The 24,784-nt window shown below is 45.0% G+C and carries 20 protein-coding genes; 12 read left to right on the top strand and 8 right to left on the bottom strand.

Going from position 1 to position 24,784, the window contains the following annotated elements:
- Positions 1-59: 59 nt before the first annotated feature.
- Positions 60-2,270 (bottom strand): S9 family peptidase, encoded by a 2,211-nt coding sequence (locus GVO63_RS15550; RefSeq protein ID WP_159581120.1) that lies wholly within the window; start codon positions 2,268-2,270, stop codon positions 60-62.
- A gap of 70 nt (positions 2,271-2,340) precedes the next feature.
- On the opposite strand from GVO63_RS15550, the gene GVO63_RS15545 reads away from it, so the two are divergent.
- The 8 genes from GVO63_RS15545 to GVO63_RS15510 all read left to right on the top strand — a co-directional run bounded on the left by GVO63_RS15545 (position 2,341) and on the right by GVO63_RS15510 (position 13,088).
- On the top strand, positions 2,341-2,961 hold the full coding sequence (locus GVO63_RS15545; protein WP_159494346.1) for an NAD(P)H-binding protein: 621 nt from the start codon (positions 2,341-2,343) through the stop codon (positions 2,959-2,961).
- 85 nt (positions 2,962-3,046) lie between these two features.
- Entirely contained in the window at positions 3,047-3,799 is a 753-nt protein-coding gene (locus tag GVO63_RS15540) for a tRNA1(Val) (adenine(37)-N6)-methyltransferase (RefSeq protein ID WP_159581117.1), read from the top strand.
- 28 nt (positions 3,800-3,827) lie between these two features.
- Positions 3,828-4,316 (top strand): YgjV family protein, encoded by a 489-nt coding sequence (locus GVO63_RS15535; protein ID WP_159581116.1) that lies wholly within the window; start codon positions 3,828-3,830, stop codon positions 4,314-4,316.
- Between the two features lie 191 nt (positions 4,317-4,507).
- Positions 4,508-5,080, top strand: coding sequence for a hypothetical protein (locus GVO63_RS15530; RefSeq protein WP_159581113.1), 573 nt, complete (start codon positions 4,508-4,510; stop codon positions 5,078-5,080).
- Positions 5,058-7,283, top strand: coding sequence for a UDP-forming cellulose synthase catalytic subunit (bcsA, locus tag GVO63_RS15525; protein ID WP_159581110.1), 2,226 nt, complete (start codon positions 5,058-5,060; stop codon positions 7,281-7,283). The genes GVO63_RS15530 and bcsA overlap by 23 nt, the downstream gene beginning before the upstream one ends.
- Positions 7,280-9,556: a cellulose biosynthesis cyclic di-GMP-binding regulatory protein BcsB gene (locus tag GVO63_RS15520; RefSeq protein ID WP_159581108.1), complete on the top strand. Its 2,277-nt coding sequence runs from the start codon at positions 7,280-7,282 to the stop codon at positions 9,554-9,556. The genes bcsA and GVO63_RS15520 overlap by 4 nt, the downstream gene beginning before the upstream one ends.
- Positions 9,550-10,650 (top strand): glycosyl hydrolase family 8, encoded by a 1,101-nt coding sequence (locus GVO63_RS15515; RefSeq protein ID WP_159581105.1) that lies wholly within the window; start codon positions 9,550-9,552, stop codon positions 10,648-10,650. Before GVO63_RS15520 ends, GVO63_RS15515 begins: the two co-directional genes overlap by 7 nt.
- Positions 10,647-13,088, top strand: coding sequence for a cellulose synthase subunit BcsC-related outer membrane protein (locus GVO63_RS15510; protein WP_159581102.1), 2,442 nt, complete (start codon positions 10,647-10,649; stop codon positions 13,086-13,088). Before GVO63_RS15515 ends, GVO63_RS15510 begins: the two co-directional genes overlap by 4 nt.
- Positions 13,089-13,128: 40 nt before the next feature.
- On the opposite strand, the gene GVO63_RS15505 is transcribed toward GVO63_RS15510, so the two are convergent.
- The 5 genes from GVO63_RS15505 to GVO63_RS15485 form a co-directional block, all read right to left on the bottom strand.
- Positions 13,129-14,541, bottom strand: a complete 1,413-nt coding sequence (locus GVO63_RS15505) for a collagen-binding domain-containing protein (RefSeq protein ID WP_159581100.1) — start codon at positions 14,539-14,541, stop codon at positions 13,129-13,131.
- A 220-nt stretch (positions 14,542-14,761) separates the two neighbouring features.
- A complete protein-coding gene (locus tag GVO63_RS15500; RefSeq protein WP_159494337.1) occupies positions 14,762-15,172 on the bottom strand; it encodes a biopolymer transporter ExbD in 411 nt (136 codons plus the stop codon).
- Between the two features lie 142 nt (positions 15,173-15,314).
- On the bottom strand, positions 15,315-16,103 hold the full coding sequence (locus GVO63_RS15495) for a CLCA_X family protein (protein ID WP_159581242.1): 789 nt from the start codon (positions 16,101-16,103) through the stop codon (positions 15,315-15,317).
- A gap of 22 nt (positions 16,104-16,125) precedes the next feature.
- Positions 16,126-16,662 (bottom strand): flavodoxin FldB, encoded by a 537-nt coding sequence (gene fldB, locus GVO63_RS15490; protein ID WP_159494335.1) that lies wholly within the window; start codon positions 16,660-16,662, stop codon positions 16,126-16,128.
- A 17-nt stretch (positions 16,663-16,679) separates the two neighbouring features.
- On the bottom strand, positions 16,680-18,545 hold the full coding sequence (locus GVO63_RS15485) for an alkaline phosphatase family protein (RefSeq protein ID WP_159581097.1): 1,866 nt from the start codon (positions 18,543-18,545) through the stop codon (positions 16,680-16,682).
- A 420-nt stretch (positions 18,546-18,965) separates the two neighbouring features.
- Between GVO63_RS15485 and GVO63_RS15480 the strand changes: the two genes are divergently transcribed.
- Positions 18,966-20,087 carry a hypothetical protein gene (locus GVO63_RS15480; RefSeq protein WP_159581094.1) on the top strand — a complete coding sequence of 374 codons (1,122 nt, stop codon included), beginning with the start codon at positions 18,966-18,968 and terminating at the stop codon, positions 20,085-20,087.
- A 102-nt stretch (positions 20,088-20,189) separates the two neighbouring features.
- Here the strand turns inward: GVO63_RS15480 and msrA are convergent, their stop codons facing one another.
- Positions 20,190-20,735 (bottom strand): peptide-methionine (S)-S-oxide reductase MsrA, encoded by a 546-nt coding sequence (gene msrA / locus GVO63_RS15475; protein ID WP_159581091.1) that lies wholly within the window; start codon positions 20,733-20,735, stop codon positions 20,190-20,192.
- A gap of 240 nt (positions 20,736-20,975) precedes the next feature.
- On the opposite strand from msrA, the gene GVO63_RS15470 reads away from it, so the two are divergent.
- The 3 genes from GVO63_RS15470 to GVO63_RS15460 all read left to right on the top strand — a co-directional run bounded on the left by GVO63_RS15470 (position 20,976) and on the right by GVO63_RS15460 (position 23,777).
- Positions 20,976-21,371, top strand: a complete 396-nt coding sequence (locus tag GVO63_RS15470; RefSeq protein WP_159494332.1) for a thiol-disulfide oxidoreductase DCC family protein — start codon at positions 20,976-20,978, stop codon at positions 21,369-21,371.
- Positions 21,361-22,086 (top strand): SDR family NAD(P)-dependent oxidoreductase, encoded by a 726-nt coding sequence (locus tag GVO63_RS15465; protein WP_159581088.1) that lies wholly within the window; start codon positions 21,361-21,363, stop codon positions 22,084-22,086. Before GVO63_RS15470 ends, GVO63_RS15465 begins: the two co-directional genes overlap by 11 nt.
- A gap of 269 nt (positions 22,087-22,355) precedes the next feature.
- Positions 22,356-23,777, top strand: coding sequence for a sodium-dependent transporter (locus GVO63_RS15460; protein ID WP_159581085.1), 1,422 nt, complete (start codon positions 22,356-22,358; stop codon positions 23,775-23,777).
- Positions 23,778-23,886: 109 nt separating this feature from the next.
- Here the strand turns inward: GVO63_RS15460 and GVO63_RS15455 are convergent, their stop codons facing one another.
- Positions 23,887-24,699, bottom strand: coding sequence for an NAD-dependent epimerase/dehydratase family protein (locus tag GVO63_RS15455; RefSeq protein WP_159581082.1), 813 nt, complete (start codon positions 24,697-24,699; stop codon positions 23,887-23,889).
- Between the last annotated feature and the right edge of the window lie 85 nt (positions 24,700-24,784).

Here is a 24,784-nt window from a genome sequence, read left to right as displayed (position 1 = left end):
CCAAAAAAAGGGCATAAAGATAAATAATCCTTATGCCCTTATATTTCATTTACTTATGGCTACTTAAGCGTTCTATTGAAAAAGTTGGTTATGGTTTTATATAAGTGAATGCCCGTTTGCTTGCCTCGAATGCTGTGCTTCTTGCCCGGGTAGTCCATGGTTTCAAACGGAATGGCCAAGTCTTGAAGGTGCTTGTATAGCATAGTCGAGTGAGTAAACAATACGTTGTCATCCGCCATGCCGTGGTAAATTAAAAGGTCGCCTTTCAGGTCTTTTGCGTAAGGGAATACCGAAGACGCGGTGTAAGCATCGTCATCCGTATTTGGGTTGCCCATGTAGCGTTCAGTATAGTGGGTATCGTATAAGCGCCAGTCGGTTACCGGCGCACCTGACACACCCGCTGCAAAGTAATCGCCGGCCTTAAACATGGTCATTAGGGTCATGTAACCGCCATAACTGTGGCCGTGAACACCAATGCGTTCAGCATCAACGAAAGGAAGTGTGCGCAAGAACTCTACGCCTGCAACCTGGTCGTCCACTTCGATAAAGCCCATTTTTTTATAAATAGGATCTTCAAAGCCTTTGCCGCGATAGTTAGAGCCGCGGTTATCTAGCGTAAATACCACATAACCTTGGTCAACCCAGTGTTGGAATAGCAAACCACGGTTACCCGCCCAGCTGTTTGTTACAACTTGTGCGTGCGGGCCGCCATAAAGGTAAACAATAACAGGGTGCTTTTGCTTAGGGTTCTGCTTGGCGCTATCAGGTGTGTAGATACGGTATTTAAGGGTTGCGCCATCCTTTGTAGTGATGTCGCCAAACTCAGGTGCCGTCCAGCTATCCATGTAAGCGTGCAGAGGGTGGCCTTCTTCAACTTTATTTTCTTCAAGCCAGGTAATTCGCTCGCCGGTGGCACTATTCAGGCTAACTTGAGCAGGCGAGTTAACGGTTGAGAAACGGTCGATAAAGATAGAGGCATCTTTACTGAATGCTGCGCTATGGTATGCACCTAGTTCCGTGATGCGTGAAATCTCGCCGCCGTCTAGTGGCACGCTGTAAACATGGCTCTCTAGTGGTGTGTCTTTACGGCCAGAGAAATATAAACGATTGTTGGCCGTATCAATGGCTTCAACGCTGTCGACTACCCAATCACCTTTCGTTAATTGCTTAACTAATTTACCCTCGTTGTCGAACAGGTAAAGGTGTTTAAAGCCGTCGCGCTCAGACGCCCAAATAAACTGGCCTTTGTCTTTTAGGAAGTAAAGATCGTTATGCAGGTTTACCCAGGTATTACTTGTTTCTGTCAGTAATACGTTTTCTTTTTTACTGTTAAGGTCGAACGCACGAAGCTCCAGTGTTTGCTGGTCACGTGTTTGCCATTGGTAGGTAAAAGTGGTGCTATTTGGCATCCACTTACCGCGGGCAAAATAGATATCTTTGTCTTTGCCTAAATCAACCCAAGTGCGATCGCCAGAGTTGATGTCTTGAATAGCCAACTCCACCAACACGTTTGGCGTTCCTGCTTTAGGGTATTTTTGTTCGATAAGCTTGATATCGTCAGCATAAATTTCAGAGCGAGTAATAACATCTACAGGGCTTTCATCAACCTTGGTAAAGGCAATCTTGCTTTCGTCCGGCGACCACCAATATCCAGTCATTCGGCCCATTTCTTCCTGCGCTACAAATTCAGCCATACCGAATTTGATGTTACCGCCACCCTCTTTGGTGATCGCGGTCTCTTTCCCTGACTCAATGTGCTTTACGTAAAGGTTCTGGTCGCGAATAAAAGAAATGTAGTTACCTTTGGGTGACAATTTAATATCGGTTTCAAAAGCGTCAGTATCTAAAAGTTGCTTCGCCCCTTTTTCGCCTAGCTTGTGATAAAACACGTCGCCCCCTAATGGGAACAGTAAGGCTTTTCCATCGTCCGACCATTGGTAGCTAACAATCCCGCTACCCGATAAGCGCATGCGCTCGCGACGTGCTTTTTCTTCATCAGAAAGCACTTCTTCACCGCTTTGTAGGTCGTTTGAATCGAACAGCATTCGGGTTTGACCGCTTTCAATATGGTATTCCCACAAATCTAGACGTTCGTAATCGGTTTGCTTACCTTTAAGAAACGTCACCCGTTGACCATCCGGGGATACTTTTAATGAACGTGGTGCATTGCCATCCAGTGACGGCGAAGAGAAAATACGCTCAATAGTGAGCGTTTCGGCGTTTAAAGCAGTAGAGAGCATAGCGGCTCCAATTAAAAGGGCTTTTTTCATTTTTATCTGCATATTTGACTGTCGAAGGTTTGATTGTAGTTATATCAATTTATGATACAAGGTGCGACGTATGAAATCCGCAATGGTGCTAGGAGCGACAGGTTTAGTAGGACGAACGCTTGTAAATATGCTGTTACAGGATAGACGGTACAATGAAGTCACCTGTTTGGTCAGAAAACCGCTGCCTTCTAGCATGTTTAAAGACCCGCACAATAGACTAAAACCTGTGGTTATCGACTTTGAAAATCTTCAGGACTATCAAGGATACTTCAGTGTAAACCATGTGTACTGCTGCTTAGGTACCACGCTCAAAAAAGCCGGCTCTAAGCAAGCGTTTCGCCGGGTTGATTTTGAGTATGTCCACGTGTCAGCGCAGCTTACCCGTGCGCAGCGCGCAGATAGCTTTGTATGGATATCTTCGGTGGGGGCCGATGCTAAAAGCAGTAACTTTTATTTGCGAGTAAAAGGTGAGCTAGAAAATGCGATTATGCGGATGCCTCAATTACCCCACGCCTCAGCGGTACGTCCATCGTTATTACTAGGCAGTCGCGATGAGTCGCGAACACTGGAAGATATAGCGCAGAAAACAGCGCCCATTTGGCAAAGTATAATGAAAGGGCCATTAAAGAAATACCGACCGGTTCATGCTGTTGATGTGGCAAGGAATATGATGTCGCTGCAGCGTTGGTAGCGAATTATCATAACCTTAACGTGAAGCGTTTTATCACTTGATATAGAATGCGCGGCTTTTAAACATACAGGCAACTCAATCCGCTATGTTTCGCTGCAAGCAGTTTACAGTGGCACAAGATCATTGTGCAATGAAAGTGAATACAGATAGCCTGATTCTGGGAAGTTGGGTGGATGTTGGTTCTGCTGAATCTATTTTAGATGTAGGCACTGGCAGCGGTATATTGGCACTCATGATGGCCCAAAAAGCCCTTCCCTCAGCGCGAATCGATGCCATTGAAATAGACGACGGTGCCGCAATGCAGGCAACGTCAAACTTTGAGAACGCTAAGTGGTCTCGTCAACTTTCCATTTTTCACGGTGATATCTGTCATTTTGCGCCCTCTCGTGCGTATGATTTGGTTGTGTCAAACCCACCTTACTTTGGCGAAGCACGCAAAAATACCAACGCTTACGGCAATCAGACCAAAGCTCGCAATATTGCAAGGCAAACAGCAAGCCTCGATCCTAACGCGCTTTTTAGCGCAAGCAGCGCTGCCTTAAGTGACGGGGGGAGCATGTATTGTTTATACCCTTCGAGTATTAAAGTTGACGTAAGCCAAATAGCCGCCAACTGTGGCCTATATTTGGATAGAGTACTGCATATCAGGCATTCGGCACGCAAAACACCTTATCTCTGCGCTTTTCATTTCAATAAGTCTTCATCTATATCGTGCAGTGAAAAAATGTCTGAACTAAACGCAATGGACAGTAAAAATACACTGACTATAAGAAATGAAGCGGGAGATTACACGGACGAGTATAAAAGCCTTTGCCAGCCCTTTTATTTAAATTTCTAACGAGTAGTTAAACAGGAAAATCGTCTTAATGAATATTGTCGCAGAAGCGTTTGGTGCGGTCGCTGTTGTCCTAAATTTTATAGGGTACCGTCAATTCAATGTAGATAAATACTTACTTATTTCGGCTTTTGCATTAGCCGCCTTGAGTGTTCACTTTTTTATGCTCGATGCAATGGCGGCAGGGATAGGCACCTTACTTGCGAGCGCACGGAACTTTATTGCGATTAAGCACAGAAGTCGCATCATCTTATTCTTTTTCATTGCGATAAATATGGGGTTTTTAGCCTATGAATGGTTTGTACTCCAGCACGATTGGATAATTTTTGTCGCTTATACTTCGTCACTTATTTTCACCATTGGCTCACTTGTTATTCGCGATACACACACTATTAGGAAGGTGTTCCTTATCGCAGAAACGTTAGGGCTCATTTACGCCATCTCTGTTGGCAGTATTTTTGGTACGGTGTTTAACGTAAGCAATTTAATAAGCATCGTGAGTAAGCTGCGCAAGCCCTAGCTATTCCTAACTACGAATACTTCCCAATCCCGCGTCAGTAAAGGCATATACCAAAGTTCAATGGGCTAAAGTTCAATTTCAAATTAGGTATATAAGCGTATGATTATCAATCAGTGAGTATAGTTTCAGTAATTTTTCCTCGAGATGAGTGGAAGTAGACTCTGTATGCAGTAGTGAAGGGAGTATGCGCGATGAACTCATTTGATAATTCTAAAGAAATTGAACGCTCTAATTGGCTTGAACAGTCATTTCAAAGCGCCATTAACAACGGCGCTGCAATCAATGTCTATGAGCAAGCAAAAGTTTTCCGAAATGCTGCGTCAGCAAATGATAAACCTCGCCTTGTAGAAGCCAGAACCAGCCTCGAGACAGAGACACTTTGGCAAAAACGCCTTTTCATGCTGTTGGAAGCTGAAAATAAATTGTTAAAAGTGATACGTTTACGTAAAATCACTGGTATATTTACCGTATTGAGTGTGGCTGTTTTTATATTTTCCCTGTTCGTGGCCCCTTCGATGTCTCCTATGGCGTTTTACAGCTTGGCCGCTGTGGCAGCATTTGGTGCGGCCACCTATCCAGCGTGGTTTTTAATTTCGAAAAGCAATAGGAAACGAAGAGACCAAATCTCTGGCTTGTTTTACAAAAGTAATCATGAAGTGGAGACGTCAGACGGCAAGATGACGTTAATCAACAGGGCGAACTATGCAAGTGTAACGCAAATACACATACTGGATCGCAAACTTGGATTACCCGCAAACACATAAGCATCATTATACTTCTAAGCTAATTACAGTATTGGTAGTCGCGTCTCTTGTCCTTGGGGCGCTGCTACTAGCGCCAATGGATGCGCTAGGACAACTCCTTTCCTCAATCGTCATTCTCATCGTCATATCGCTTTGCAGCAGTGAAGCAAGACATACTCAAAAATATCAGCATTTATTTCGTGTTTTCGCACTGGTGTTGGGCATAGCCCTCAGTGTTCGATACTTGCTATGGCGAGGTATTTATACGCTGACGTATTCTGACTTTCTGTCAATGATTGCCGTCTGGTTGCTGTTTGGCGCTGAAATATATGCGGGCGTCACGTCAGTATTAGGGGCGATTGTTAACGCGTTCCCGCTCAGTCGGCCTTTGCTTTCACTCGAAGGCATCGACAAATCTACGTTGCCCAGTGTGGATGTTATGATTCCAAGCTACAACGAAGACGAAGATATATTAGAAGTGACCATTCGGGCAGCGCAAATGCTCGATTATCCCAAGGACAAACTTTATATCCACCTGCTGGATGATGGCGGAACAGATCAAAAAATTAACGCTGATAACCCAGAGGCAGCGGCAGCAGCAAAACAACGCAGAAAAAGCCTTCAGGCCCTTTGTGAGCGACTAGGTATCACTTACCACACGCGGGCAAAAAATGAGTTTGCAAAAGCGGGTAACGTGAATAGCGCAATCCAAAATACGACCAGCGACTTAATCGTTATCTTAGACGCTGACCATGTCCCTACATCAGACTTTTTAGATAGAACCGTACCTTGGATGCTCAGGAACGAGAACGTTTTTCTTGTTCAAACGCCTCATTTTATGGCGAACCCTGATCCCGTTGAGCGCAACTACTTCTCAGCATTTACCCGTATGCCGTCAGAGAACGATATGTTCTATGGCACCATACAAAAAGGGCTTGATTACTGGGGAAGTTCATTTTTTTGTGGTTCTGCTGCGCTGATGCGCAGAAAACATTTAGATTTGGTTGGCGGCATCTCTGGAGAGTCTATCACTGAAGATGCAGAAACGGCACTTGATTTACATAAAATGGGCTATGAGTCTGTTTATGTCGATAGACCCATGGTGAGTGGGTTGGCACCAGAAACCTTCGACGCCTTCATCCAGCAACGCATGCGCTGGGCACAGGGAATGACCCAAATTTTACTACTTAAGAAACCTTACAAAGCAGAAGGTTTGAAGTGGTATCAGCGCGTTGGCTACATGAGTTCAATCATGTTTTGGCTATTTCCCTTCGCCCGAATTATCTTTCTCCTTATGCCGCTGGCATATCTGGTGTTTGGTCTTCAGGTCTACCATGCATCAATACTTGAGATTTTTGCTTATACGCTTCCTCATGTGATTGCAACCTACATGATTTCCACCATGTTATTTGGGCGAACTCGATGGCCTTTGGTCTCTGAGCTTTACGAAATACTCCAATGTGCGTTTACGCTGAATGCTTTGACTAAGGTTTTTTTAAAGCCAAGGGCGCCTTCATTTGTAGTGACGCCTAAGGGCGAAAGCTTAGAAAAAACGTTCGTATCGCCCCTATCTTCTATTTTCTATTGGTTAATTTTAGTGATTACTTTTGCGCTGGGCAGTGGAATTTATAAATTCATAACAGAGCCACTCACGCGAGAGTTAACGGTAGTAGTAATGTTATGGAATGGTTTCAATTTAGTATTACTGTTGTCGGTTCTCAGTGTTTTACTAGAGAGAAAGCAAGTAAGAAGCCAAGCGCGACTACCGGCAACCAATAGCGTTGTTATCAAAACAAGCAATGATGAAGCGTGGGTGGGGGACTTGGTGGATTTGTCATTAGGTGGGGCGCGATTGCGACTAAAAGGAGCAGGGGCGCTTGTGCCTGAAAATGCGACCTTCACCTCATGGAGTCATGCATTAAATAAAAACGTGCATATACCAATTAAGGTGTTGCACTACGACAGTTCGTCAAAAATGTTAAGGGTGCGCTTTGCCCCTCAAAATGAAGAACAAGAAAACGAAGTCGTTGCCTTTTCACTGTGTGATAGTTTACGTTGGATGTCGTTTCAACGAAGAAGAACAAGAGCTATTTCATACTGGTTCGGCGCGAAACATGTGTTGAAAGTTGGGTTAAAACCAGTTTTCATGCATTTGCTTGTATTAATGGGGAAATTCGCCGGTAAATTAGGTCTACGTGCTAATCCGGCAAAGGAAAATCAATGATAAAAAAATACCTTATTTCGCTGTTGTGTTTGTGCCTGCCATTTACCCTGGTAGCAGAAACAAATTCATACCGATTAACCGATTTCTTTGGGGCGGGAAGTACGGTTCGCCTGCAAGGTAAATCAGCGTCAGTAGACATTTCTATTCCACTGAGTTCAGTGGCTGATGTAGACAGCGCATTGCTCACGCTAGAAGTAGTGAGTTCACAAGCGTTGATAAAGAAACGTTCTCAGCTTTACGTCAGATTCAACAATGCAACCATTGGGCAGATTGCGTTTGACCCCGATAGACCCTCCCTCGTGTCTGAGGTTACTATTCCGAAGTCTTTGTGGCGAGCTGGTTTCAACTCACTCACTCTTGCTGTAAGTCAGCACTACGCTGAACAATGTGTCGATGGTAATGCGCCGGAGCTATGGAGTGAAATCAACGTCTATAACTCTACGTTGAAAATAACAACGTCAGTAAATGAAAAGCGCTTTACCTTAGAGGCATTGAGTGGATTTTTTAACCCGGGTATTGGCGGTCAACGTAACGTACAACTTTACACGGCAAGCGAGACAGACCCAGTTATTAAGCAGCAAACGTTACCGATTGTTGCGCAGGCACTGGCCCTCAGAAACCAGTATCAACCGCTAATTATTCAACAAGATTATTTCGCTGATGAATACGTCCTTCCGCAGCTAGAGCAAACCGATAATAACTATTGGGATGAACAAAACGTGGCTCGATATGAGCGCACGGCGTGGTACTTAAAGGCAAAGCAACAACAGTCGGTTCATGTGTTAGTGGGTACTGTAGATGCATTATCTCCGGTGCTTTCTGACGAAGTAATTAACGATATTGACGGAGCATTTTTAAAGGCAGAGCGCACCCCTGCGTTCGTCAAAGACAGTCAAGTTATCGTGCCGGCTAGCTATCGACTAATTGTAAGTGGGACAACCCAAGATGAAGTGCTAGCGGCTGCAAAGGCCTTGGCAGTCATGGATGATGCTATTAACCCAATCTCTCAAGTCAAGGTTTTGTCTCAGTCGCAAATGCAGGCGAATTCACTCCAGCGCAATCGAGTTCTCAATCCTGACAACCACTACACGTTTGAAGACTTTGGGGCAACGACCACACAATTTAGAGACGAAGGCGACTTCAATAGGCGTGTTTCATTCAGACTGCCTGCTGATTTTTATGTTCCTGAAAATGCGTCGGTGAGTTTGCTCTTAGATTTTGGCTATGGTGCTGGTTTTGGACCTGGCTCGGTGATGAATGTAAGTGTGAACGATGAATTGGTCCATGGTTTGGCACTGAATAATATCAATGGTCAGTCGTACAGAGATTACCAGTTACGCATTCCTGCAAGGTTCTTCAAAGGTGGCGTAAATAATTTGGACTTTGCGGTAACGATGAGACCTCCCCTTGCTGGCGTCGCATGCGACGATGTGCCGGGGTCACACTTGGTTTTTCAGCTTGATAATTCTTCGGTGATTGAGCTTCCTGATGCCGGCAACGTAGCTGTGCAGCCTAACCTTGCCATGCTGTCTGAAACCGCCTATCCGTTTGCTCGTTACAAATCAGCTCCGGCTTCAACAATTGCAATCCCGTCAGACGATTACTTCAATGCTGCGTTAACGCTTTCTGCAAAGTTGGCGCAGGCGGCACAAGCGCCTTTGCTTAATCTTCAGATAACAAGGGGAAGTGATATTTCTGTTGATGGCTCAGTCATTGTTCTGGGAACACCAGATACGCTTTCAAGCATTGAACAAGCCGAATTCAGTACGGCAATAGAGGCGACCAAGCGCTGGTCTTACAGGCTGCAAAATACACTGCATAACCAAGTAAGAAATTTGACAGATGACAAGTCCTTCAAGGAAATGCGCGTCGACGGGCACACGGTACAAGAAAATGAGTTGGGCGAGCAGGCGATACTCACCGCGCAAGCACACCCCGTTTCGTCGCAAACAGATACCCTTTTTATCATTGCTGCGCAAACACCAGAATTACTTGAAGCGAGAGTAGAAGATTTGGTTAGCTTGTCTTTATGGGGGCAAATGGCCGGAGACTTCTTTGCGTGGAAAGACCCGTTATCGCCCTCGCTTATTATGCAAGTGAGTGAAAAGTTTGAATTGGGTGAAGCTGACGATAGCTGGTTGCACTTAAGACTGTGGCTTTCCAACAACCCTTGGTATTGGTTAATTGGCTTTATCGTTTTGGTCTTCACTGTCAGCATGATCATCTACATTTTACTGAAACGTAGAAATGAGCAAGTACAAGACTCATGGTAACGCCAAAAAAAGCAACAAGGGCATTATCAATAGTCGTTTTTCTTTTTTTGATAGTGTCCTGTACTAATAAAGAAGAAAGTGCTTTTAAAACGCAGTTTATTGCCTACAAAGCGCTGTTTGTTGATGGGGGCCGTGTGGTCGATACGGGGAACGACGACGTTTCTCATAGCGAGGGCCAAGGGTACGGGATGCTCTTCGCTGTTGCAGCGGATGATCAAGACACCTTTAATGCATTATGGCAATGGACCAAGCATACGCTTAGGCGTGACGATGGGCTCTTCAGCTGGCGTTACCGCCCCTGCGCAGACAATGCATCTTCTTGCATTGATGACCCGAATAACGCATCAGACGGGGATATATTAATTGCGTGGGCACTGTTGAGAGCCAGCGAAAAATGGGGCGTCGACGGGTTTAAAGAAGACGCACGAGCCATAGTCAGCGCGATTGAAAATACCTTATTGGTTGAATATGACGAGGCTGTTTTGCTTTTGCCCGGAGAATACGGGTTCATTGCAAAAACAGAGGGAAAAACCAGCTTGCAGCTAAATATGTCTTACTGGGTTTTCCCTGCACTTACCGATTTATCATCGCTTTCCTCAACGCCATCCAAATGGAAAGAACTTTATGAAACCGGGGTGTCCTTGCTCTCAAGCATGCAGTTCTCATCCTACCGTTTGCCGAGTGATTGGGTACGATTTGAACCTAATCATGCCGGTGTGAAGCCCATAGGCTCGGTAAGCAATCTAACATTAGAAGATGTCATATCGGCTGAATTTGGTTTTAATGCTGTAAGGATCCCGCTTCAACTCGTATGGTCAAAGGCGTTTCGTGGCGATAGTGCACTAGCAGAGCGCATGCTCGCGCCATACTATGCGTGGTGGTCGCTAACCCCTACGCCTGCGACGGTAAATTTACTTACCGAGAAAACGGCGGAATACGAAATGACTGACGGCATGCGTGCGGTGAAAATGGCAGTGAACAGCATCATGCATTCAGAGGCAACGGATTGGCCAACGATCAATCGTAAAATGGATTACTATTCGGCAAGTTTAACTTTACTGTCAATGCTAGCGGTAGCGGATAATCCCTCGTGAAAGATCTATTCAAACGTACTTCTCTAGCCCTTACCATGGGCGCATTGACCATGGCGATTGCACCAACCCAAGTGCTTGGGCAAACCAAAACAACCTATAAAGAGAAAGATCTCGGACTTTTACCAGCGCCGCAAGCGCAGCCTGATTTAACCGGTCTCTGGTACCATATTAATGAGCGACAGGTAAAGCAGGCCAATGAAGAATTTGGTCGATTAAAGGCGCTTTATCCTGGGTGGCAAGTGCCAAAAGACATTGAAACTGAATTAAACAGAATTAACGGTAGATTAAACGTTGCCAAAAAGCCTGATGCTACAAAGCTGTCTAAGCCAGAAAAGTTAACGCTTGTTCCCCAAGAGCGCGAGCCAGCGGTTTCTAAAACGGCTTCTCCTGCTGCACCGTTAGAGCAATTTGCCCAACTTACGCCAAAGGCCCGCGCTAACGCTTCAGTACAAGAAGTGAAGAGACTCATTGCACTGAGTAACCGGTTAATGCGAACAGATTTTTACCTTTTAATGGGGTGGACCGCCATTGATAAGGGCATGCTCGATACGGCGGGGCAGCAATTTGCACAGGCATTAAAGGTGGCTGTTCGTGACGTGGATAAACAATCAGCCCAACAAGGACTCAACAGCGTTACGGGAATTAGGTTACAGCAAGCATTATCATTGCGCGACGTTGAAGCACTTAAGCGGTTTCTTGAGTCTGATAACAGCAAGTATGTCATCGATGTCCTACAGGGTGAGGCGTGGCAGCAATACGATGCTGAAAATTATACATTTGCTGAAGCGCTTTTTGACTTGGTGGGTGACAACGAAGGCAAGTATTTAGCACTCATCGCACAGAAAACAGACGCAGCAAAGCACGATGCCTTTACGTTGGCATGTGGTATCAATACAGAAGCCTTTATTCGACGGTGTGCTGATGCGCTGGCATCGCGACAAGCACAGTTTTACGACACGATGCGCTACAAACAAAGTGTTGAAGCTGGAGAAGCGCTCGCTCAACTAAGGCCGCTAAGTCTCGATGAACAAGCGCTCATTGGTTGGGCTGCCAAAGAGATACAGGATATTGCAACAGCAACCACAGCGTTTGACAAGGTGCTCTCGAAAACACCCCAAAACGCCATTATCGCTAACGAGTTAGTCACGCTTAACCAAAAAGATGAGGCAACGTTGCGCCGTTTAGCGCTCAAGCATGCTGCGGTAAACGCTATTTTGCAACGTTCCAATGCGCAAAATGCGTGGCCAAGAAAGCAGTTTCAGCTTGCTTATAACAGCCAAGAACAACGCGCTGTTGCAGCGCAAAGCAAAAACGGCCTGAGTGCGATATACGGCCTTAATACGCGTAGCCGAAGTGGACAAGAAGGGTTGGGTAACTTCGATGTATTATCACAGTATATTAGTATCGGCAGCGGTTATCAAAACTGGCTGTGGCAAGTGAGCCTCGATTATAAGCAGTTCTACAGCGGACGACCACAAAGCGGCGATTGGTTTGGCAATAATCAAATTGGCGATAGCTTTAACGGAATAAGTGGTTTTGAAGACAAAGGTCTTCGCGCTGAAGCACAGTACCAGTCACCAGGCTTTAACTTTTACGCCAACCTAGAGTATGCCATGTTCGATCAGCCTGTAGGCGCTAAAGTGACAGGTCAAATTTCAGCAACGCAATTTCTTACTCGCTCAACGGTAGCTGCCACTTTGTTTAGACGAGCAAAGGACGACAGCCTGTTAAGTCAAGCGGGGACGTTTAATGCCGCGCACGCCCAGCCATGGGGCTATGTAATAGAAAGTGGGGTGCGAGGATTAGTGGCTTATGCCGTAGCCGACAATTGGTCTGTCGCGGGCACTGCGCAAGTGAGTCGCCTTGAAGGAGAGCGCGTTGCCGACAATAGTATGCTATCGCTGCGTGGCGATGTAAGTTATGACATTGCCAATAAGGTGTCATCACGCCTTGACTATTGGCGCGTTGGGCCGTTTTTAAGCCATACGAGTTATGATAAAAACCTGAGTGGCTTCACGATAGGTAACGGCGGCTATTTTAGCCCAAGCCAGCTTATGAGCGTTGGGGGCTATTCAGAGTTATTAACGCTTGAAGCTTTAAACTGGCAAGTAAGACTGCGCAGTTCACTTGCGCTATCTCGTGTAGAACAGGACGATGACCTACGTTTTCCTCTTGGTGGGGAAGGGGCCGGTGTCGAAGAGGACGTTTCTCTTGGTAAAAGCACCGATACAGGGTTAAGCGGCAATCTTATGGCGGAAGGGCAGTACCGTTTCAACAATAATTGGATCATGTCTGGTTATATTGGCAAAGCATTCGCGGTCGAGTATCAAGCGTTCGAGGCAGGAATTCAGATTAGATGGCGAGAAGGGCAGGGCGACGGCGTAACGAGTGATGAACTGATATTGTCATCGCCGCGATTAAGCGGCTTTGCATTGTAAAGCCGCTTTCATGTGAAGGCGAACTGTCGTTAATCGAGCGTTAGTTCGCTTTTCTTCGTCTAACTAACATAAAGCAACCTGCACCGAATAAAAGCGCGATTGAAGCAGGTTCACTTACGTTGATTGCGCCGAAACGATAGTTATTCACTTGGCCTGTTGGTGCATTGTAGTTTTGACCTTCGTCGTTAACCAGTGGCACCAATGGGGTTGTTAGACTGTTAGCAATAACATTTCCATCTACATGACCATTATAGAAGCTAAGCTCTGCATATGGCGCCAATACACTGCCTTTAACTCCTACACTATGCAGCGTAAGAAAATCAGCATCGACAAAATTGAATAAAATGTTGTTGGTGTAAAGCCCATCGTGACGTTGACCAATATTGTTGTCGTTGTCTCTATACTGGCCGTTTTCTCTGAAGTATTTGTTTTCCTGCGTAAACGCAGTATTAAAAAAGCCAGTATTGAAAAGCTCTACCGACTCACCATATACATTGATGATGTTATAGCTGGTGGTAGAAAAATCATAGACAATGCCTTTGTCGGTAGCACTGAACCACGCAGAGTCAATGTTGTAGATGTTGATATCATCAGAGCCTGAGAAGGTGATGGTATTCAGCTTTGCCGTGTTAGGGTCGTTGCAAGCCACCACTTTTTCCGGATCTGCTTTTTCTGTGCACGACAATGTTGTTGTGCCATTTGCAGACATAGACGCAAACGCTTGAGATTGAGCGGTAACCTCAGCAGCCATAGCGTTGAAATCAATATTATTCACATCCGCTTTACTCACGCTGCCTTGCACGACAGAAGTTGCAGTAGACCCGTTAATCCCAGTGTAGTTGCTTACATCGTTAAGTGTTACAGAGCCGTTCACTTCGCTGCTATCAAGCTCCACGTTTGACTCAGCAAATACATCACCATTTTCAATTTGAGAGCCATACACGCTGGTATTACTAACGCTGTCGTAAACACTATTAGGCCCACCAAGCTTAATGGTGTTGGCGCGAACATCGCCTGAAACCACGTTTGAATTGCCCAGTTTAACGTCACCTTGTGATGAGATACCGCCAGACTTTACCGTCGAGTTGATCAAATTCACGGTTTGTTGTGCATTAATAGCATTGTCGAATGACAACTCAGAGCCAAATACCATACCCGACACAGTCGTTGGACCACCGTGCACGTTACCGCGAGTAAAATGCAGATTGCCGCCGACAGCAAGCGCCGATTCTGATAAGTCTGGTGATAGCAATAAGCCAACGTTAAAGTCGGTGACGCGCATTTCTCCACCAACCGCAAGACGACCTTCTACATCAGAAGATTGGCCCTCGAAATTTTGGAAAATGAATGCGTTGTAATTGAATGCTTCACTTAATTCAATTTTTGCCGCAGACACATGTGTGGCTGACGTAACTGCCGCGAACACAGCAGTGTAGAGTATTTTTTTATTCATTATGGCTCCAGTGACATCCGAGTCTGGAACCGAGTTTCAACATGGATTTTCCAGACACACCGAATAATATGATCTGAACAAAATTTATGCGATAGCACAAGCGATACTTTGGTATAAGGTCTTATACCAACCAGCATAGATAATTGCCCATGCGGATTGGTATAAACAAAAAAAGCCACCCGAAGGTGGCTTTTGAACGATGTAATCTAGTTAGAAGTTATCAGCTTTTCTTCTTAACTAGAACAGATACTTTTTCAATACCTGCGATTTTAACTTGGTTCATTACTTCTACCACAGTACCGTGCTCGCTGTCTTCGTGAGCCTGGATAGCCGCTGAATCCGTGTTATTTTCCGCTAGGTATGTTTGCGTGTTTGCAACCACACGACGAATATCAACTTCACGACCGCCCATCATAATTGTGCCATCAGCATCAATACGGATAGAAAGCGCTTTTGAAGGCTTATCGTTTTTAGCTTGATTGTCTTCTGGACGGTTTACGTCTAAACCTTTCTCTTTCACGAACGAGGTCGTTACGATGAAGAAAATCAACATGATGAACACGATGTCCAACATGGGGGTCATATCAATCTGAGCCTCGTCTTCAGCCGAGGTATGCTTCTTTCTTTTCATCTCGTCTTCTTTCTTCTGTTACGTTCGAGCCATTTAGTATACTGCTTGTTACAAAAATATACAGACTTTTGTATAAAAACAGTGTGCTCATTAACACTTGTTGTTTAGAAAATACTCAGTTTCACGGTAATAAAACAACAAACTAGGTTTGTTTTCGTGAAATAGCGACACCTAATTGGTAAAAATACAACATCAATGCCTGATTGAGTGATTTACGCAAGTTACCATGAGGATAAATGCCAAGTCTAGCTTCCCTTGATTTTTTTGTTCCCTGCACCAAAAACGCATTTTTGATCTCGTGATCTTGGATACAGGCTTCAAATGCTCGGGCAGCCATCTCCTGAGGCATAGCATAATAATACATTTTCAGCGCGCGATCAGCCTCTACGGATCGCACAAAGTACTCATTGGGCCTCTTTTGATCATTTAGGAACAATAACGAGAAGCAATCGCTCAATTTTTGATTCAATGGATGTGAGTGCATTGGTGCATTGTCTAGCCATGCTTGAGTGGCAAACGACCCCGGGGCAACGCCATCAAACATACGCGGAGCAATATAGTGGTCAAACGCGTGAAACCATTCATGGGCAAGGGCGCCAGCGCCTGCATTTTTTGCAAGCGCAAGCTGTCGTTTTGCGCTGTTATAGTGAGCGCTGCTGTGTTTTTGCCCGCCACTGCCAAAAGCAAGAGACAGGGAGCCGTTTAGCGATAACACTTGTTCGTTAATATTGAGGATCGCAACAAGGTCATAAAGCGCATCGAAGAAAAGGTTTGCCGCGATCTGCTGTTCTTCCGCAGTAACCCATCGCCCTACGGTAATTGTAGCGAAATTAAAAAGTTTGCGGATATCTTGAAATGAAACGTCAGCGCCGTCTCTGTGGCTAGGGCCGTTCCGATAAAATTGCTGATGTATACGGCCTTTGCTTTCCAACGTTTTTACTCGATTGTAAATTTTAGGCCAGTGAGACCAATAACTGCTCACACCATGCTTCGATGCGCGCGTCTGTTTTGTCGTACTGATTTTCATCATCAAGAGACAAGCCTACAAACTGTGATCTGTCTTCAGTCAAGGCTTTTGAGGCTGTGAATTCATACCCTTCGTTCGGCCAGTAGCCCACGACGTTACAGCCTGAAGGCAGGATGGCATCGTGAAGCATGCCGAGTGCGTCTTGAAACCACTCTCCATATCCGAGCTGATCGCCCAACCCGAATAAAGCTATGGTTTTGCCAGAAAGATCTAAACTGTGTACATCTTCCCAATGAGACTCCCAATCTTCTTGCAGCTCGCCAAAGTCCCACGTTGAAATACCGAATATAATGATGTCGTAGTCGGCAGTACGAGATAAGCTCACATCTTTAATATTGTGAAGCTCAACGATATTTTCGTCAAAAAGACTATTGAGCTGCGCTTGAATTTTTTCAGCCGCCATTTCGGTGTAGCAGGTTGTAGAGCCGTAAAATAACCCGATTGACAGTGCGCTATCACTCATTAGATACCTCTTTTGAACTAGTCGTCTTTTGAAGTGGGGAATTCTACCTCTTTACCGTTGCTCAACAAAGCCTTGCACTGCACATCGGTGTTTTTCTGTGAAATTTTTAATACACCTAGTGCGCAACCGTTGAACAGTTCGCCGTAACCCATACTCGGTTCCCTCGCTTTCACCGACATATTTCTGCGCCTGGTAAACAGGTTGAGCGGTGACTTAGAGCGATAAAATACGCGATTTAATCTGTCTAGCCATTTTATCAAGCCATCAGGAAATGCGTTCTTTAAACCGCTACAGGTAAATTGGGTAATGTGAGGGCTGTTGCGACGAAAACGCAGGCGCACGTCGTACACGAAAGAATAGTGCACATCGCCGGAGAGAATAATAAATTCGGGCGGCGTTTTGTAATGCCTGAAGATATTCAACATGACGTTAGCTGTTCCTTTATGCGCCATCCAGTTCTCTGCATCCACCGTGAGCGCTTTACCAAAAAAGGTAAACACCTTTTGAATAGCTTCAATCACTTTCACGCCATATATAGGGGCAGCCGATACCACAATGACAGACTCTTTGCCGATAATGGAATGCTGAAAATCACATAAAGCTTCCCAGTCCATTAACCCCGATGGCTTGTTCATGTTGGATTCTGAACGCCAGCGTTGTGTGCGAGTGTCTAAAACTTCAATAGGGGGGGTGGTATCTAAACGGTAATGCCACTGATTAAAATCTAACAAATCATCAATGATTTCATCGTGAGCGTTTAAGCCATCTTTTCCTATCGATTCTTGCACTTTAGTCATCAATGGGGCTACTTTTTTGGGGGCATTTCCCCAGCCCTGGCAAAGCAAATAGCCAATGAGTGCATTGCCGATCATGCGTTTCGATAGAGGATTACCATAGACTTCCTGTTCCCATCCGCGGGTCAGATTCCAGTCATCGGTTACATCATGATCGTCAAAGATCATATAGGTTGGGATGTGTGCCAGCGCGCGACGTACTTGCTTAAGCTGTTTTACAAACCCGGTCAGCGCGTCATTTTCTTTGTCGAAGATAGCATGGTACTTTTCTGGGATGCCATTTTTGTTTATGGTGATATTGGCCCACAGCGTGTCGGACCACACCAGCAAATACATAGCGATAATCTCAGCATGACCAATCAAGTGGTTTTGTGCGTTTACTGATGTGAAAACGGGCTTTTTCTTCGCCCCAAAGAAAATTGAGGACAAGACGGTGTTCGTGCTTATTTGCGGAAGAAGTCGCTCTCGTTCATAAAATCCGTATTCATGAGTAGCAAGTTCACTGGTATTGCCAATGACAGCCCCTTCAAGCGACTCGTGATAGAGCCCTAAACGAGCAATTACACAATGAATCGCTTTAAGCATCGGCCCTGCAACATCGTCGGCGTAAATCTGATCGCCGGTCATCAACAATAAGTCGGGAAAATGTCCTTTTTCCTCAAACGCAGTTTGGTGAAGGTTATCTACCTGAGCAAGGGCATCATCGCCATGAAAATGCGGCTTTCGGCATGAACCGTGTAAAATTGTTTCAGGTGTTTCAGTGTAATGAAAGCTAAGGTGAGTCTGGCCTTTATACAGGAGTGGACGCTGCTCGTCTTGCCACGCATTTTGCTGTAAGGGGTCATGAAATGTGATTTCGTAGCTTATTCGCGCTCTGTCATTAAAAGGCGAGGACGCAGAGAAAGTGAGGAGTTGTATAAAAGCGTGCTCGCCCACGGGAATGGTTTCGGCCTTACAGTTGCCAGCCAATTCGGTATCACAGTAAGACAATGACAGCACGGGAGCATCAGCGGTGCTGCTCACTAGCCACATATGACACGTGTTTGATGTCACTCTTCTAACTATTGGCCCAGCAATAATTTGGGGCAAATGCTGCGTAGAAATGACGCTCTCCTTATACAAATAATCTAATACTCGACATACTCATTGAGCCTTGATGTGCCTATTTTAGGGCTATAAGGCATTCTTCATGTGCTTTTGTGACGATCCTTTTGTCCCACTGTTTGTCTTTATACGTTTCCAATTCAGGCCCGTTAAGCCTTCACACAGCCGGTGTGTTCAAACGGCACACCGTAATCGATAGGCCCGAATCATTTATTGTGCAAAACGCGCAATAATAGCCGGCTTCATAGCGTGAGTAGCATTGTCAATGTAATCAATGGTGTTTCTCATTTTCGAGGTAACTTTACTCTTTTTTGTGCACAAACGGTATGCTCGTTATACTCCCTTACAAATTTTTCAGTATTGATAATGGCTCTCTTTGAGATGTACAAAACAGGATTTCAAAACATGTTGAGATACTTAACAAGTGCAGTGGTGACTGTATTGCTGATTAGCGCCTGCAGTGAGCCGGTAGAAGTGGTGATGACGCCAGCGCCTCAAGATCTCTCGCAAGTAGCGGTGGGCAAGTGGATACTTGATGAGAATGGTAACGTGATGTTTGACCCCCAAACATCAGGGTTGGTGGCCATGGAGGGGATGCTTGTTACGGTTTCAGATGCCAGTGCTGATGCTACGCAGCAGTTAAAGCTTCACCGAATTTCGCCTGAAACTGCAACGCTTGCTGCCTCGAGCGAACGCTTTACGTATTCTCAGAGCGTGCGAAGAAGTTGCTTTTTCAGCTATCTCAATGAGGAGCCCGATTTAGAAGCATTAGCCGTTGATCCTAGAGATCCTAACGTGATTTATACGGTCACCGAGGATGCCACGCGCACAGGTGCGCTAAGTCCGCGTTGTGAAAGCAAGTACGAGGATACTGGCTCTACGGACTACCCCACGTTGCTAATAAAGCTAACCCGTAAAGATAATGCTGCGATTGAAATGTCGGGAGTGCGGCCATTGCAATTTCCCGTTGAATTTGAAGTGGGAAATTTTCCTAACGATGGGATTGAAGGTTTAGCGATGGCAAGTGACGGCACGCTTTATTTAGCGTTGGAGAAAGATAAAGCGGCTCAACCGAGAATTTTTTCGTTAAATATTGATGACGCGTTTTTTGCATCGAGTGATTTCGCGACAGTAAGCGAGCCAAAGCTTCAACTGCCTTCGTTTACTTCTGGCAATCATCCTATTAATGGATTAGCCGTTTACACTCATTCAACGGGGGAACATTACTTAATGGGCGCAGCGCGGAATGACAACGAACTTTGGGTAATTGATACGAGCGGCAGCAAGGCTACCAAACGCATTCCAATTACTTTTGATGTGGCTAAAGACTCGGGTTGCGACCAGTACACAATGGACAATGCTTCAATGGAAGGTCTTGTATCAATGAATGATACGCTCTGGATTATTAACGACCCTTGGGAGAAGAATTACTTAAAAAACGCGACGTGTGAGGCGCACCGAGGTCGCTATGAAGATTTAGCCCCCCTTCTTTTTTCGCTTAAGATTAGTGAGGCGTGGTTTGAGTAGTTGAGCATGAAAAAGGGTTGCTTACCTTGCAACCCTTTTTTTGGGTTTAGCTTAACGAGTTAACGTCGTTTCTTATCGAATACACGTCTTAGTGATACTTCACTATGCTTCGCTGCGAAGGCGCGATGCAAAGGTCTTTTTAAACTTTGCTAGCTTAGGTGCAACAACCATTGAGCAATACTGGTTTTGTGGATTATTTTTAAAATAGTCCTGGTGATAGTCTTCCGCATCATAGTAGTTATTCACTTCTACGATTTCGGTCACGACAGGGTCTGGCCAAATTTTTTCTTCAGTAATTTCGGCAATAATTTTCTCAGCTTCCGCCTTTTGAGCGTCGTCGTGATAGAACACGGCACTTCGATATTGAGTGCCCACATCATTTCCTTGTCTATTAAGCTGAGTAGGATTATGCAGCGCAAAGAAGATTTCTAAAATTTCTCGGTAGCTGATGCTATCTGCATCAAATGTCACCTGTACGACTTCGGCGTGGCCTGTATTACCTGAGCATACTTCTTCATAGGTGGGGTCTACTTTTTCGCCTCCAGCATAACCAGACACTGCTTTTTCTACGCCTTCAACACTGTTAAAAGCTGATTCTATGCACCAAAAGCATCCGCCTGCTAAGGTTGCGACTTGTAAATTTGCCATAGTAAAACCTCGTTTATTCTTTCACCCTAGTGTGGGTGCGACCTACCTACAACACAAGTCATCCAAGCGTGTTTTTTTATCGTATAAACGAATATTAAATAAGAATAACGCAAAGCTTTCGCAAAAGATTTTAAGCTAGCAGCCCATAGAATTTAATGCAGATAGTTCAGCACGATTATTTGCAAACGCAAACACGCTGTTACAGATAAAGTCCGCTTGGTTTAGCAGAGGTATTGGAACGTGATTATATTTTACGACGGCTATTGCCCACTTTGTATGGCCGAAATGCGACATTTAAGCAAACGAGACAAGCACAATAAGTTAACGTTGGTAGACATCCAGTCTCCTGATTTTTCTGAGCAATATCCCACATTAGATTGGCATGCACTGAATGCCAGAATTCATGGTCTTCGAGAAGACGGAACCTTAATTACTGGGCTTGACGTTACCCACGAAGCGTGGAAAGCAGTAGGGGTAGGCTGGCTGTATGCACCGCTTCGCTGGCCGCTTATTCGTTATGTTGCCGACGCCTGCTATAACGTGTTTGCCAAGCACAGGTACACGATTTCCTATTTACTGACGGGTAAAAAGCGTCAGTGCGACCGCTGTATCCCGGGAGATACCAATGAAAAATAATGTATTAATTGTGGGCGCTTCAGGCGGAATCGCTACAGCACTCATTGAGCAATATTGTCTTAATGATGCCCACGTTATCGCGGTGAGTAGAGCGCCTGCCTCTGAACTAACGCATCATGAAAACGTCACCTATCACCAGATAGCACAGCAAGACGATGAGCACATCGGTGCGTTCGTCAAGCAGTTGAGAGAACAGGATATTGTGCTAACTACCGTGGTGATTACAACGGGCTTTTTACACAATGAAGATACGGGCGTACATCCAGAGAAACGGTTGGAAGATATCAACGAACAAGCGCTTACCGCGTATTTCTCCACTAACAGTATTACCCCCGCGTTATGGCTTAAGCACCTTGTCAATATTGTCAGCAAAGAAGGTTCAACCCTTGTTTGTTTAAGTGCGCGAGTGGGCAGTATTTCTGATAATGGACTAGGCGGTTGGTATGGCTATCGTGCTTCAAAAGCGGCACTTAATATGTTTGTTAAAACAGCATCGGTTGAATATAAACGCCGCGTAAAGGATGTCATGCTTGTCTGTTATCATCCCGGGACCGTTGATACGGGCTTGTCCAAGCCATTTCAGAAAAATGTTGCCGCTAAAAAGCTATTCACCCCTGAGTTTACTGCGAAACAGCTTATTGCTCATATTTCTAAGCTAGATCGAGAACAAACGTGTCATTTTATCGACTGGAACGGTGAAGTGGTAACTTGGTGATACGCTTTATCACTATTTCTACAAGTTCAACATCAAGACTTTTTATTTCACTGCTGTTACCATGCTCTTTTGGGAATGGTGCAGCGTATTGATGAGCCCATAGAGGTAGCAATACAACGCGTTGACGCCAAACGTGAGTCATAATAACAAACGCCATCCTGATAATAATTAATACCAGTTCGCACGGTAAAACAAGTACGAATAAAACGTACACATCAAGTGTAGACCCTGCGAATTGCTATAACAATAACTCAACAAGAGGAAGGGATATGAGCGGGGCCAGAGAACAGTTCGGATCGCGCATAGGTTTTATTTTGGCTGCTGCAGGTTCTGCGGTGGGCATTGGTAATTTAGTGGGTTTTCCTGTCGGTGCAGCTAAAAACGGCGGTGGTGCATTCTTGTTAATGTACGCTATCTTTGTTTTTGCGATTTGTTTACCGGTAATGCTGGCTGAAATGTCAGTGGGTCGTCATGCTAGAAAAGATCCATTAGGTGCATACAGCGACATTAGTGGTGGCGAAAAGAAATGGAAGGTGGCGGGCTGGTTAGCGATTGCTACTCCTTTCATGATTGCGGTTTTTTACATGGTGATTACCGTATGGCTTTTTGGTTATTTGTTTGAAGCGGTTAGCGGTAACTTAGATAAACTGGCAGATCCGAATACTTTTGGAATATTTATCAATTCCGAATCGATTTTTGCCTACATGGCCGTTGTTGTTGGTGTGGTTTATCTTATTCTGCAAGGCGGGGTAAAAGAAGGGATAGAGAAAGCGGCGAAGCTGCTTATGCCAGCGCTGTTCGTTATGTTAATAGGCCTGGTTATTTTTGTGCTTACTCAAGACAACGCCATGGCGGGTGTTACGTTCTATATCGTCCCTGAGTTTTCTAAGATAACGGCTGAAGTGGTTAATGGCGCGCTGTCTCAAGCGTTTTTCTCATTGTCGCTGGGCATGGGTATCTTAATTACCTATGGGAGTTATATTGATAAGCGTGCAGATGTACCAAGCGCCGCAAAACTGGTGGCCTTAACCGATACCGCTGTCGCGTTTACTGCGGGTCTAATGATTTTGCCAGCCATTTTCTCGTTTAATCCTGACATCAACCCGGATGAACTAAGTGAATCGTCAGTAGGCATGATATTCACCTACTTACCCAGCATTTTCTTGGCGTTGCAAGATTCTATCGGATATATCGGTGCATCGATTGTAGCAAGCTTGTTTTTCTTGCTCGTGTTCTTTGCTGCGATTACTTCACTTGTCTCTATTTTTGAAGTGCCTGTAGCCGCATTAATGGACGAGAAGGGCGTTAGCCGTAAATGGGCATTGGGCTCTCTTGGCAGCATTATGATCATACTGGCAATTTTGAGCGCGCTGTCATTTGGCAAAGTTGAAATGCTCACGTCATTTATGCACTACGCAGGGGCGAATAAGTCATTATTCGACGTGATCTACGACGTGTTCTACGACACTATTTTGCCACTTAACGGTCTGCTAATTTGCTTGTTTGTTATTTATCGTTGGAAAAGCGCAAATTTCAATGCATCGCTTGAAGAGGGTAGTCAGGGTTATAAAGGAAGTTGGTTTGAGAAGTATGTCGATGTTTCTCTAAAAACCTTTATACCACTCATTCTGCTCGTGATTTTTGTTAATACCGTTGCAGTAAAATACTTTGGTTTGAGCCTTTTCGGCTAATTTTCAAGTAGAAGTAATCACAAACAAAAACGGCAAGCCTTTAAATAAGCTTGCCGTTTTTTTATTGTGTTATACCCATCCGCATAGATAATTACCCACTCAGCGAGACTTAAAACATTAGGTAGGGGTCACCGTACTCAGGTTTAATGCCTAGCTGCTCCCAGCTTTTGTGAGCATCTATAACCTTGCCTGCGGGTTCATTGTCGGTGTCTGCAAAGCAGGGCGCTTCAATGTGCATGGCTTTTGCTGCGTCAACATAGTAGACCCCTCTTTTGGGGTGCGACAGACTGCATAAATGTAATGTGCCGTTAATCGGCGTACTGCCAATAATTTTTTTAAGTGCTGATACAACATCTTGTATGTGAACAAGGTTGATTCTTTTGTTGCCTGCGTCCAGTTGACGACCACTGAGTGAACGAGCAGGATGACGGTCGGGGCCAACAAGACCTGCTAATCGTATAATACTCACGTCAATTTGGTCTCGTTTTGCAAGCAAGTGGTTCTCTATAGCAACGTGCGCTTTGGCTGAAGCCGTTTGAGGAGCCGTAGCACTGTCCTCATTTAAATGTTCATCAGTGCTATCCCCATAGACTGACGTGGTACTAATAAACACGATATGGGCAACGCCAGCGCTCACGGCCGCATCTACGAGTTCAAGCATATTGGCAGTAAATGTCTCTAAGTGGGTACTTTTTCGGCCCGGCGGTATATTGAGCAGTAGCGTTGCGTTTGGCAGATAATGACAAAGAGTCTCAGTATCATCACCGAGCGCATATTCAATACAGTCGATACCTTGACCTTTCAACGTTAAGCATTTTTCGTGACTTCTTGTTGTTCCGGTAATCTTAACATTACCCGCAAGCGCCTTGCCGACATATCCTGCTAACCATCCATAGCCAGTAATTACTAAATGTTGTGTCATCGTTTATATACCTTTTCTGTTGTCACGCTAGGGTACATCAATTTTCATAAACTATGGCATTTATACCAATCCGCATAGATAGTTG

The organism is Alteromonas sp. KUL106 (assembly GCF_009811415.1).
Classification (GTDB): Bacteria; Pseudomonadota; Gammaproteobacteria; order Enterobacterales; family Alteromonadaceae; genus Alteromonas.
Note: the sequence above shows the minus strand (reverse complement) of the source record. Positions and strands in the feature narration are given on the sequence as shown.